We start from the raw sequence: 11693 nt of genomic DNA on the forward strand, positions 1-11693 counted from the left end.
TCCGGACAGCTTTCCATGACATCTCGCGTCGCACTGGTCACCGGCGGAACCGGCGGCATCGGTACCGCCATCTGCCAACGCCTGGCCGACCAGGGCCACCGCGTCGCCACCAACTACCGTGACGAGGCCAAGGCCCGTGCCTGGCAGCAGGCGATGACCGAACGCGGCTACCAGGTGTCGATCTTCCCGGGCGATGTCTCCGACTCCGCCAGCGCCGAAGCCCTGATCCGTGCGGTCGAGGCCGAACTGGGCCCGGTCGAAATCCTGGTCAACAACGCCGGCATCACCCGCGACACCACCTTCCACCGCATGCGCGCGGAGCAGTGGCACGATGTGATCAACACCAACCTCAATTCGGTGTTCAACGTCACCCGCCCGGTCATCGAAGGCATGCGTCGACGCGGCTGGGGCCGGGTCATCCAGATCAGCTCGATCAACGGCCTGAAGGGCCAGTACGGGCAGGCCAACTACGCCGCCGCCAAGGCCGGCATGCATGGCTTCACCATCTCGCTGGCGCGCGAGAACGCAGGCTTCGGCATCACCGTGAACACCATCTCGCCCGGCTATGTGGCCACCGACATGGTGATGGCGGTGCCCGAGGAAGTGCGCGCCAAGATCATCGCCGACATCCCCACCGGGCGCCTGGGCAAGCCGGAAGAAATCGCCTATGGCGTGTCCTTCCTGGTGGCCGAAGAGGCCTCGTGGATCACCGGCAGCAACCTGGACATCAACGGCGGCCACCACATGGGCTGGTAGACGGCGCCAGGGCCTGAGGGCCCGGCGCTGCACCCTGCCGTTGGTCATGCTGCGCAGCACGCAAAGCCTTGTTGCGCAACATTCCGGGCACGGAAAGCCAAGCCTGGCGGGGGCTGGGGCGGTTGCAACCGCTGCTGCACTGCGCCATGCTGCGCGTCTACTGTGACGAGTACCGCTTCATGGCTGCGACCCGCATCATCAAGAAGTATCCGAACCGCCGTCTGTACGACACCGAGATCTCCAGCTACATCACCATCGAGGACGTGCGCCAGCTGATCCTCGACGGCGAAGACTTCGAAGTCCGCGACGCCAAGAGCGGCGACGACCTGACCCGATCGGTCCTGCTGCAGATCATCGCCGACCAGGAGCAGGACGGTGAACCGATGCTCTCCACCCAGCTGCTGAGCCAGCTGATCCGCTTCTACGGCGACTCCCTGCAGGGCTTCATGGGCAACTACCTGGAGCGCAGCATGCAGGTCTTCCTCGACCAGCAGCAGCAGTTCCGTCAGCAGATGGGCAACCTGCTGGGGCAGACGCCGTGGGCGATGATGAACCAGCTGACCGAGCGCAATCTGGAGCTGTGGCAGGAATTCCAGCGCAACATGGGCAGTGGTTTCGGTGGCCCGCGTCCGGGCGGCACCGGAACGGGCACCGGCACGGCCGGCAAGCCGAGCGAGCCGACCAGTGGCGCAGGGACCGGCGGCAAGACCCGCCGCTGAGGCGACCCACCCCGGCTGATACGAAAACGGCGCGCCATGGGCGCGCCGTTTTGTTTTGAATGGCCCACGCGTGGCGTGGATCTACTTCCTGCAGCCCTTGCAGACACGCTCGACCTTGTAGCCCTTCGCGCGCAGCTTCTCCACCACGCCATCGTTGCCCAGCAGGTGCAGGCCGCCCACCACCACCAGCGTGCCGCCCTGCCCGGCCTGCAGGTAAGGCTGCAGCTTGGGCACCCATGCATCGTTGCGGTCGGTATTGATGCGCTGGTAGAGCTGCGGATACTTCTGGCGCATCTCCACGCCCATCCGGTTCCACAACAGGCGATCGTCGCCGCGGCGCCAGGCCTCATGCAGCATCTGCGCCTGGGCATCGCCCTTGCCTGCTTCGTCCAGCGCCTCGGACAGCATCTGCCGCTGCTCCTGCACGCTCATGCCATCGAGCAGGTTGATCTGGCTGGACATGTCTTCCAGGCCTGCGGTCTTCTTGCCGGCCTTCTGCGCCCGCTGCATGAAGTGACGGTCCAGCCCCAGCTCCGGGTCCAGGCCCAGCTTCTGCATCTGGCCCACGGTGATGGTCAGGCCGACGAACCAGGCTTTCATGCCCTGCAGCTGCGCCAATGGCAGTTTGTTCTGCGTCGCATAGGCCTGCAGCTTCTGCCAGGTCGGCGCATCCAGGTCGCGCTTGAGTTCGCTGCCATCCTTGCGGGTGGCGACCTGCACCATCTGGCTGGCCATCTGCGGCGACTGCAGTTCCTCCGGCGTCACTTCGAACAGCACGCGCTGCGAGGCTTCGAAAGCCTGCTCGACGTCGCTCGACAGCGGATAGTCCTGTGGCTTCAACAGATGGAAGGAACCCAGCAGGTACAGGCGCGCATCTCCCTGCCCGGTGACCTTCCACAGCAGCGGCACCGGCGGCTTGCCCGCCGTGACTTCGGCCGGCGCATCGCGCGCGATGGCCAACGGGCCAGCGGCGCAGGCAACGAGAAACACGGCACTGCGCAACAACAGTTTCATCAACATGTTCAGCCCTCTCCTTCAGGCAGGTGATACGCCTTCTCGCCCGCTTCCACGCGCAGGTCCAAGCGGTTTTCCGGCGGCGCCAACGGGCAGGTTGCATAGGCGGTGAACGCGCACGGCGGGTTGTGGGCGTGGTTGAAGTCGATCATCACGTGGCCATCGGCGGTGGGCGCATCGGTATCCAGATAGCGGCCAGCAGGATAGCTGCCGTGGCCACTGGTGCGGTCGGCGAAGATGAGGAACAGCGGCTGCCCCGGCTCGCCGATCGCTTCCAGCCGCCAGCTGCGGCCGTCGCGATCGAATTCCACCGCACCGGCGTTGGGCATCTCGGTGGTCAGGCCGGTGATGTCCACGATCGGCAGGGTCTTGCCTGGCGGATGCGCGATGAAACGCGCCCGCACCTGCCATTGCGGACCACCGGGCCAGTACTGCAGGCCGGCGAAATCGCGGCGTGCGGGTGCATCGGCGTGCTTGACCCGCAGCGCATCGCGCGCGCCACGACGGATCAGGCTGAGCTGGCCCTTGCCGCCATCGAAGGCCAGCAGGGTCGGCTGCGGATCCTTGTCGGTATCCATGCGCACGCGCACGCGCACGGGCTGTCCGTCGAGGGTGACATCGGTACCGGATTCCGGCGTGAACCACCACTGGTCGCCTTCACGCCGCAACAAACCCAGCTTGGCCGGCCCCACCGCCAGGCGGATGCCGCTGGTGGCACCACTGCCGACGAAGTGCGACCGGTTCTGCAACCAGTGCAGGCCGACCAGCGCGGTCCACCCATCGGGCCGGGTCAGGTCCTGGTAACGCAGCACCCGCCATTGCTGTTGCTGCGCGGCGAATGCCGGATCCTCAACGACGGCTGGCGCCGGCGTCGATGCCGGGCTGCAGGCCGCCAGCAACAGGGCTGCCAGCAGGCCGCCCATTCCCCAAAGTCGCATCGGTGCTCCCCTCAACGTCCGCGCAGGAACCAGCGGTCGATCTCCGCCAGCGAAAAACGGGCCCAGGTCGGCCGGCCGTGATTGCACTGGCCGGACCGTTCGGTGATTTCCATGTCGCGCAGCAGCGCGTTCATTTCCGGCACGGTCAGGCGCCGGTTGGCACGCACGGCGCCATGGCAGGCCATGGTCGACAGCAGCTCGTCGCGCGCCGTGGCGATGCGACGGCTCTGGCCATGCTCGCGCAGGTCGGTCAGTACATCGCGCAGCAGGCCTTCGGGCTCGGCATGGGCCAGCAGCGCCGGGATGCTGCGCACGTGCAGTGCGCCCGGTCCGGCGCGGGTGACCTCGAACCCGAGGGCGGCCAGCGTATCGGCCTCCGCTTCAGCGGTGTCGGCTTCGCGCTCGCCCACCGCCAGGGTGATCGGCACCAGCAACGGCTGCGACTGCAGGCCGATGCCATCGTGCGCATTCTTCAACCGCTCGTAGCCGATGCGTTCGTGCGCCGCATGCATGTCGACCACGATCAGGCCTTCGGCGTTCTCGGCCAGGATGTAGATGCCATGCAGCTGGGCAACGGCGTAGCCCAGCGGCGGCACCCCGGCGTCGGCACTGGTGACCGGCAGTCCGTTCTCCATCGGCATCGGCGGCAGTGCCGCACCGCGCTCGGCACCGGCTGGCGATGCATACAGCGCAGCATAGGCCGCGGGTGCATCGGCAACCTGCAGGCCCAGCGGCTGCTGGGGTCGCCAACCGGAAAAGCCACCACTTCCGCCCTGTCCCGCACCGGGTGCCGGACCGCGCACGTAGCCGAAGCTGGAGGCCGTGGCCCCCGGCATCGCAGAGGCGCTGCCGCCCTCGGCCGGATGCACCACGCCGACACCGATCTCCTGCGCGCTCATGCCTGCTCGCGTGTCGGCCAGCGCATCCTTCAGGGTGCGGTAGACGAAGTCATGCACCAGCCGCGAGTCACGGAAACGCACCTCATGCTTGGCCGGATGCACGTTCACATCGACGCGCGTCGGGTCCAGTTCCAGGAATAGAACATAGGCTGGCTGCCGACCGTGATAAAGCACGTCGCCGTAGGCCATCTTCACTGCGTGCGCGACACTGCGGTCACGCACCGAACGGCCGTTGACGTACAGGTACTGCTGATCGGTGCTGGCACGCGAATAATGCGGCTGCGCGATCCAGCCATGCAGGCGCAGGCCGGCACTGCTGTGGTCCACGCGCACGGCCTGGCTGGCGAAGTCTTCGCCCAAGGTCTCGGCCAGGCGCACGTCCGAATACAGGTCGCCCGGCTTGTAGCGACGCGAGGCCTTGCCGTTGTGCGAGACACGCAGCTCGACATCGGGCCGGGCCAGTGCCAGCGAGCGCAGCCACTCTTCGATATGCCCCAGTTCGGTGCGCTCGGCGCGCAGGAACTTGCGCCGCGCCGGCACGTTGTAGAACAACTCGCGCACTTCCACCGTGGTGCCCGGCGCATGCGCGCGCGGGGTCACCTCGCCGATCTTGCCGCCTTCGATCTGCAGTGCCGAACCGTGCTCATCATGGGCACGGCGCGAGGACAGGGTGAAACGGCTGACCGAGGCGATCGACGGCAGCGCTTCACCACGGAAGCCCAGCGTGGCCACTGCTTCCAGCTCGTCCAGGTTGGCGATCTTGCTGGTGGCGTGCCGCGAGACGGCCAGCGGCAACTGTTCTGCGGCAATGCCGCTGCCGTTGTCGCGGATGCGGATCAGGCGCACACCGCCTTCTTCCAGTTCGATGTCGACGCGGCTGGCGCCGGCATCGATCGCGTTCTCAACCAGTTCCTTGACCACCGACGCGGGCCGTTCGACCACCTCACCGGCGGCAATCTGGTTGATCAGGATTTCCGGCAACGGCCGGATCGGACGCGGATCGGGCGCGGTCATGGGCAGGTGGGGCAGGCAGACGTCATGCCACGATGATAGCGGAGCGGCGACAGGTAGAGTCGAGATCCACCATGCGCAGCGCCAGCCAGGCAGGGCCCGGGTCTAGCAGAAGCGGGCGATCCAGCGGCTTACTTGCTGCCGCCAGCCACGGTGCTTGCGGCGTCGATCTCGGCCTGCGCGCGTGCGGCGTACAACGTCCCCGGCGGCGGTTGGCGGCTGAAGAACGTGTGCACGCCGTCCAGCACTGCACCGGCGACCTTGCGCTGGTAGACGGGGTCGATCAGGCGGCGCTCCTCATCCGGATTGGAGATGAACGCGGTTTCCACCAGCATCGCCGGCATGTCCGAGGTGCGCAGCACGGCGAAGTTGGCGCGCTCGATATTCGGCTTGTGGTTGTTGCCGATCCGCTTCAGCCCGCCCAGCACGTGCCCGGCAGCATCCTCGGAGGATTTCATGTACCCGCTCTGGGCCAGGTCCAGCAGGACGTTGGCCAGCGTGCCTTCGGTCTGCTGCAGGCGCACGCCACCGACCAGATCGGCGGCATTTTCCTTGTCCGCCAGCCAGCGCGCACGCTGCGAAGACGCGCCCTTGGTCGACAGCACGTACACCGACGAACCGGTAGCCGAGCGGTTCTCGGCGGCATCGGCGTGGATCGAAATGAAGATGTCAGCCTTGTTCGCGCGTGCCTTCTGCGCACGCATCGGCAGCGGGATGAACACATCGCTGTCACGGGTCAGGAACGCTTTCAGGCCGGGCGTAGCATTGACCTGACGAGCCAGTTCACGCGCCACCGCCAGGGTGACGTCCTTCTCGCGCTTGCCGGTAGGGCCGATGGCACCGGGGTCCTGTCCGCCATGGCCCGGATCGATCGCCACCACCAGATGACGCATGCCCGGCTGCATGCGGATGCGCGAGGCATCGCTTGGCATGGTCGGACGCGGCGACTCGGTCGGCGCAACGGGCGTCGGCACCGGCTTCGGCTGGGTGGTCACCACCACAGCGGTGGCCTGACCGGCCAGGATTGCTGCCGGCGATGACGTCGGCGTGCTGCTGGCGGTGGTACCTGCTGCCGCCATCTGCACCGGCGTGGTGCTTGGCGCCGGCGTCGGCGCAGCGGGTGCCGCAGCGCTGGCACTGGCCTGCTGCTGCACCTGCGCGGTCAACAACGCGGTAGCCCGCGCAGCATCGCCACGGGACTGTGCGGTCTGTGCTGGGGTCGGGGTCGGGGTCGGGGTCGGGGTCGGACTCACCGAAGATGCTGCAGGCGGCTGCGTCGGCGCAGGGGCCACCGCGGGTCGGCTGGCGGTCACGGCCGGACCATCGCCCGGCCACTCGATCACCAGCTTGGATTCATTGCCTTCGCGCTGCATCTGCGGGCGGAAGGGCGCGACCGTCTCAGCCAGGTCGAATACGACACGGAATGTTCCCGGCACCGGCTGCCCGGTGCGCACCGCCGTGACCACGCCCTGCGGCGAAGGCATCTTCAGGTTGCGCACCGCGCTGGAATCAGGGAAATCGACCACCAGCCGGTTCGGAGCGGCCAGTGACAGGGTCTTGTAGCCGCCACTGCCGACCAATGCGATTTCCGCACGGGTTCCGGTAGAACCGGTATTCAGCAGGACCTGACGGACCTCACCAGCCCACGCACTGACGCTCGCCAGACCAAGTCCGACGGCGGCACAGATGGCAATGAGTCGATTCCCCGGGCGCATGACTCAGGATTCAATCACCGCACCGAACGGAATGCAATACCTTTTTCCTTAATAATCCGTAACCTGCCGGTGTTTGTTCTCGTCAGCCGACAGAAAGGGGCTGCAAGTCGCCACCGTCGGGAAGCCGCAACAGCCATTCACGCCCCGCGTCGCTGATGCCAGTGAGACGCACGCGGCGCCCCTGCCCTTCAATCTCCAATGCGACCACCAGATCGGTGGGCGCAAGTGCGCCGGCACCGCGCTCGGGCCACTCGACCAGCCACAGCACCGCGCTGCCCTCGTCCAGCCCGAGGAAATCCAGCTCGCCAGCCTGGCCGATGCGATACAGGTCCATGTGCCAGGCCTCGCCACCACTGGACAACGGATAGCGCTCGACCAGGGTATAGGTGGGGCTGCGGATCGCCCCCTGCACCCCCAGCGCCCGCAACAGCGCGCGCGCCGTGGTCGATTTGCCGGCGCCAAGATCGCCGCGCAGCTCGACCAGCGCCTGCGCTGGGCGGGTGGCTGCCAGCCATTGCCCGAGCAGTTCGGTGGCGTTGCTGTCAGCAAGGAAGAATTCGATCATCGGGAACATTCCGGGTTGGCCAACCGCCGCAGGGGCGCCAGCAGATCAGTGGGAAGCAGGCCGCGGGCACCGTCGGCGGCGGCGACATCACCGGCCAGGGCATGCAGCAGCGCACCGCCTGCCGCCGCATCGAACGCAGGCAGGCCCTGCGCGCGCAGGCTGGCGATGATGCCGGTCAACAGGTCGCCCATGCCACCCACCGCCATCCCCGGGTTGCCGGCCGCAATCAGTCGAGGGGCGAGGCCGGGCGCGGCGACGACGCTGCCCGCCCCCTTCAGCACCACCACCGCGTGATAGCGCTCGGCCAGCGCCTGCGCGCTGCCGTAGCGATCAGCCTGGATTGCCACCGTGGTGGTTTCCAGCAAGCGCGCGGCTTCGCCGGGGTGCGGGGTCAGGATCGCGTCGGTCATCGCATGCGCATCCTGCGCCAGCAGGTTCAGCGCATCGGCGTCGATCACCAGCGGCAGGCCCGACTGCAGGACACGCGCATACAACGCGCGCGCCCATTCGTCCTGGCCCAGGCCCGGGCCGATGGCTACGACCTTGGCTTTTGCCAGCAACGCGGGCAGCGCAGCGCCATCTTCCAGCGCATGCGTCATCGCCTCGGGCAACCTGGCCAGCAGCGGGCCGACATGATCCTGACGCGTGCCGATGCTCAGCAGACCTGCACCAGCGCGCAGCGCGGCTTCGGCGGCCATGGCGATGGCACCGCCGCTGCCATGGTTGCCGCCCACGCACAGCACATGGCCGGATTCACCCTTGTGGCTGTTGGCACGACGCGGCGGCAGCAGATCCAGCAGGCGCGACTGCGTCCAGCACTCTGCAGCAGCAACGACACCCTGCCAGGCCTCGTCGGGCAGCCTCAGCGGCGCCAGCTGTCTGCACCCGATGTATTCCAGCGCGTCGCCGGTGTACAGGCCACGATGGGCGACGATGAACTGCAACGTCAGGGCGGCGCGTACGGCTACGCCCGGCACGCAGCCACGGTCCGCATCGACGCCGCTGGGTACATCCAGCGCCAACACCGGTGCCCGCTGCGCGTTCAGCGCCTCGATCAAGTCCTGTGCCGCACCGCTTGGTGCGCGGGCGAAGCCGAGACCGAACAGGGCATCGACCCATACGTCGGCCTGGACCAGTTCGCCGTTGAAATCAGCGACGGTTCCCCCAGCGGACCTGAAATCCATTACGGCACGCTGCGCCAGTGCGGTGGAAGGCGGGTTGCCCGGCAGCGCGACCACCTGCACCTGCCGCCCCGCCTGCAGCGCATGGCGGGCCAGCACGTAACCATCGCCGCCATTGTTGCCGCTGCCAACGACCACGCCGACCCGCCGCGCCTGCGGCCAGTGCTGCAGCAGGCACTGCCAGGCCGCCTGCCCCGCCTGGGCCATCAGGTCCCAGCCACCCTCGCCCGCCAGCGCGGAGGCCTGGGCATCGAGTGTGCGTGCGGCACGGGAATCGAACAGATCGGCGAGGTTGGCCATGCGGGGATTTTATACTGGTGCACATGTCCCCCGTCCCTGCCCCCCTCGATGCGGCCCTGGCCGTACAGCGCATCCGCGACCTCGCGCGTGCGCATGGCTTCCAGCGCTGCGGTATCGCCGGCATCGAACTGGGCGAGGATGAGGCGCACCTGGCCGACTGGCTGGGCCAGGGCCTGTACGGCACGATGGACTGGATGGCCCGCCATGGCACCCTGCGCGCGCGCCCGGCAGAGCTACTGCCCGGCACCGTACGGGTGATCTCGGTGGGCATGGACTACAGCCACCGGGACGACACCGAAGCGTGGGCCACGTTGGCAGATCCGGGTCGCGCCTATGTGGCGCGCTACGCGCTCGGCCGCGATTACCACAAGCTGATGCGCAACCGCCTGCAGAAGCTGGCCGCGCAGATCAACGATGAGGTGGCGCCGCTGGGTTACCGCGTGTTCGTCGACTCGGCGCCGGTGCTGGAGCGCGCACTGGCACGCAACGCGGGGCTGGGCTGGATCGGCAAGCACACCTGCCTGATCGACCGCCACGGCGGTTCGTGGTTCTTCATCGGCGAGATCTACATCGATATCCCGCTGCCGATTGATACGCCGGCCAGCGCCCACTGCGGCACCTGCACCCGGTGCATCGACGTCTGCCCGACCCAGGCCATCACCGGCCCGCAGCGCCTGGATGCGCGCCGCTGCATTTCCTACCTGACCATCGAGCATGACGGCGCGATCCCAGTGGAGATGCGACCACTGATCGGCAACCGCATCTATGGCTGCGACGACTGCCAGCTGGTCTGTCCCTGGAACAAGTTCGCCAAGCGCACCGACGAGGCCGACTTCCGCGCCCGCAACAATCTGGACACCGCGCGCCTGGACCAGTTGTTCGCGTGGGACGAAGCTGAATTCCTGCGCCGTACCGAAGGCAGCCCGATCCGCCGCAGCGGCCACGAGCGCTGGCTGCGCAACATCGCCGTGGCGCTGGGCAATGCGCCGACCACGGCAGAGACGCTGTCGGCACTGCAGACACGTGCCGGGGATGCTTCACCCGTGGTTCGCGAGCACGTGCAATGGGCACTGGGCCAGCACGGCCTGCGCTGACGTGCGATCCTGAGGCCCCTGCTCCATCTGCCCCCACGCCGTAGCCATGCAGCCACGCAACAACGACGTCTTCACCCCCAGCCAGCTCAACACCCTCGCCCGCGACCTGCTGGAAGACAGCTTTCCTGCGATCTGGGTGGAGGCCGAACTGGGCAGCGTGGCGCGCCCGGCGTCCGGCCATCTGTACTTCACCCTGAAGGACGCGCGTGCACAGTTGCGCGCTGCGATGTTCAGGATGAAGGCGCAGTACCTGAAGTTCGTGCCGCGCGAGGGCATGCGCGTGCTGGTGCGCGGCAAGGTGACCCTGTACGACGCCCGTGGCGAGTACCAGATGGTGCTGGACCACATGGAGGAAGCCGGCGAAGGCGCACTGCGTCGCGCGTTCGAGGAACTGAAGGCGCGGCTGGAGGCCGAGGGACTGTTCGACCCGGCGCGCAAGCGGCCGATGCCGGCTCATGTGCAGCGCCTGGCGGTGATCACCTCGCCCACCGGTGCCGCCGTGCGCGATGTGCTGAGCGTGCTCGGCCGCCGCTTCCCGTTGCTGGAAATGGATCTGCTGCCGACCTTGGTACAAGGCGCGACCGCTGCCGCACAGATCACCCGCCTGCTGCAGGCCGCCGATGCCAGCGGCCGCTACGACGTGATCCTGCTGACCCGCGGTGGTGGCTCACTGGAAGACCTGTGGGCGTTCAACGATGAAGCCCTGGCCCGTGCAATCGCCGACAGCCGCACGCCCGTTGTATCGGCGGTGGGTCACGAAACCGACTTCAGTCTCAGCGATTTTGCCGCTGACCTGCGCGCGCCGACGCCATCGGTGGCCGCAGAACTGCTGGTACCCGATCAGCGCGACCTGGCCCTGCGCCTGCGCCGCAATGCGGCTCGTATGGTGCAGCTGCAACGCCACGCCATGCAGCAGGCCATGCAGCGCGCCGATCGTGCCCTGCTGCGTTTGAATGCACAAAGCCCGCAGGCACGGCTGGATCTGCTGCGCCGGCGCCAACTGGACCTCGGGCGTCGACTGCATGCGGCGCACAACCAGCAGCAGGAGCGTCGCGCGGCCCGCCTGCGCCACGCCGCTGCAGTGTTGCGTGGTCACCATCCGCAACGGCAGATGGAGGCACTGCGACGTCGCCTTGCCGCGCTGGGCGGGCGCCCACAGGCGGCGCTGCAGCGCCTGCTGCATCGTGATGCACTGCGTCTTCGTGGCCTGGCGCGTTCACTGGAAGCAGTCAGTCCATTGGCTACCGTCGCCCGTGGCTACAGCATCGTGACCCGTGCAGACGATGGCGCGCTGGTACGTCGGGTCGAGCAGGTGCAACCGGGTGACGCACTGCAGGCCCGCGTCGGCGACGGCGTGATCGACGTCCAGGTGACTGCGGTCAAGTAAGGGGTGTTCGGCAGGGCTGCGCCCTGCACCTGCAGAGGCCAGAGCAACGGCAGCAGCCGAAGCAAAAGCTGGCATTCCGTGGGATGGCGGGGTGGGGGGGGGGGGTGGGGGGGG

10 protein-coding genes are annotated in these 11693 nt (G+C 67.8%); 4 read left to right on the top strand and 6 right to left on the bottom strand.

Features of this window, described 5'->3' with window-relative positions:
- Positions 1-15 precede the first annotated feature (15 nt).
- Both phbB and phaR read left to right on the top strand, forming a co-directional pair.
- A complete protein-coding gene (phbB, locus tag WKB25_RS10695; RefSeq protein ID WP_089236243.1) occupies positions 16-756 on the top strand; it encodes an acetoacetyl-CoA reductase in 741 nt (246 codons plus the stop codon).
- A gap of 179 nt (positions 757-935) precedes the next feature.
- Positions 936-1475 carry a polyhydroxyalkanoate synthesis repressor PhaR gene (phaR, locus tag WKB25_RS10700; RefSeq protein ID WP_340570527.1) on the top strand — a complete coding sequence of 180 codons (540 nt, stop codon included), beginning with the start codon at positions 936-938 and terminating at the stop codon, positions 1473-1475.
- Positions 1476-1556: 81 nt separating this feature from the next.
- Here phaR and WKB25_RS10705 read toward each other — a convergent pair whose 3' ends face one another.
- From WKB25_RS10705 to WKB25_RS10730, 6 genes are all read right to left on the bottom strand, one after another.
- On the bottom strand, positions 1557-2495 hold the full coding sequence (locus WKB25_RS10705) for a TraB/GumN family protein (protein WP_340570510.1): 939 nt from the start codon (positions 2493-2495) through the stop codon (positions 1557-1559).
- A gap of 2 nt (positions 2496-2497) precedes the next feature.
- Complete coding sequence (locus WKB25_RS10710) at positions 2498-3427, bottom strand: DUF1684 domain-containing protein (RefSeq protein WP_340570512.1); 930 nt, start codon at positions 3425-3427, stop codon at positions 2498-2500.
- An 11-nt stretch (positions 3428-3438) separates the two neighbouring features.
- Positions 3439-5340, bottom strand: a complete 1902-nt coding sequence (mutL, locus tag WKB25_RS10715) for a DNA mismatch repair endonuclease MutL (RefSeq protein WP_340570513.1) — start codon at positions 5338-5340, stop codon at positions 3439-3441.
- A 128-nt stretch (positions 5341-5468) separates the two neighbouring features.
- Positions 5469-7052, bottom strand: coding sequence for an N-acetylmuramoyl-L-alanine amidase (locus tag WKB25_RS10720; RefSeq protein ID WP_340570515.1), 1584 nt, complete (start codon positions 7050-7052; stop codon positions 5469-5471).
- 82 nt (positions 7053-7134) lie between these two features.
- Positions 7135-7617, bottom strand: coding sequence for a tRNA (adenosine(37)-N6)-threonylcarbamoyltransferase complex ATPase subunit type 1 TsaE (tsaE, locus tag WKB25_RS10725; RefSeq protein ID WP_340570517.1), 483 nt, complete (start codon positions 7615-7617; stop codon positions 7135-7137).
- Positions 7614-9098, bottom strand: coding sequence for an NAD(P)H-hydrate dehydratase (locus WKB25_RS10730; RefSeq protein WP_340570519.1), 1485 nt, complete (start codon positions 9096-9098; stop codon positions 7614-7616). Before WKB25_RS10730 ends, tsaE begins: the two co-directional genes overlap by 4 nt.
- A gap of 23 nt (positions 9099-9121) precedes the next feature.
- Here WKB25_RS10730 and queG point away from each other — a divergent pair, with 23 nt between their 5' ends.
- On the top strand, positions 9122-10192 hold the full coding sequence (gene queG, locus WKB25_RS10735) for a tRNA epoxyqueuosine(34) reductase QueG (RefSeq protein WP_340570521.1): 1071 nt from the start codon (positions 9122-9124) through the stop codon (positions 10190-10192).
- A gap of 46 nt (positions 10193-10238) precedes the next feature.
- Positions 10239-11579 (top strand): exodeoxyribonuclease VII large subunit, encoded by a 1341-nt coding sequence (xseA, locus tag WKB25_RS10740; protein WP_340570523.1) that lies wholly within the window; start codon positions 10239-10241, stop codon positions 11577-11579.
- Positions 11580-11693: the final 114 nt, after the last annotated feature.

Origin of the sequence: Stenotrophomonas sp. G106K1 (assembly GCF_037969685.1) — a bacterium.
Lineage (GTDB): Bacteria > Pseudomonadota > Gammaproteobacteria > Xanthomonadales > Xanthomonadaceae > Stenotrophomonas > Stenotrophomonas lactitubi.

What these genes read in the sequence shown, in the direction of transcription:
- phbB (WP_089236243.1), top strand. Translation starts at nt 16, where the DNA reads ATGACATCTCGCGTCGCACTGGTCACCGGCGGAACCGGCGGCATCGGT.
- phaR (WP_340570527.1), top strand. Translation starts at nt 936, where the DNA reads ATGGCTGCGACCCGCATCATCAAGAAGTATCCGAACCGCCGTCTGTAC.
- WKB25_RS10705 (WP_340570510.1), bottom strand. Translation starts at nt 2,495, where the DNA reads ATGTTGATGAAACTGTTGTTGCGCAGTGCCGTGTTTCTCGTTGCCTGC.
- WKB25_RS10710 (WP_340570512.1), bottom strand. Translation starts at nt 3,427, where the DNA reads ATGCGACTTTGGGGAATGGGCGGCCTGCTGGCAGCCCTGTTGCTGGCG.
- mutL (WP_340570513.1), bottom strand. Translation starts at nt 5,340, where the DNA reads ATGACCGCGCCCGATCCGCGTCCGATCCGGCCGTTGCCGGAAATCCTG.
- WKB25_RS10720 (WP_340570515.1), bottom strand. Translation starts at nt 7,052, where the DNA reads ATGCGCCCGGGGAATCGACTCATTGCCATCTGTGCCGCCGTCGGACTT.
- tsaE (WP_340570517.1), bottom strand. Translation starts at nt 7,617, where the DNA reads ATGATCGAATTCTTCCTTGCTGACAGCAACGCCACCGAACTGCTCGGG.
- WKB25_RS10730 (WP_340570519.1), bottom strand. Translation starts at nt 9,098, where the DNA reads ATGGCCAACCTCGCCGATCTGTTCGATTCCCGTGCCGCACGCACACTC.
- queG (WP_340570521.1), top strand. Translation starts at nt 9,122, where the DNA reads ATGTCCCCCGTCCCTGCCCCCCTCGATGCGGCCCTGGCCGTACAGCGC.
- xseA (WP_340570523.1), top strand. Translation starts at nt 10,239, where the DNA reads ATGCAGCCACGCAACAACGACGTCTTCACCCCCAGCCAGCTCAACACC.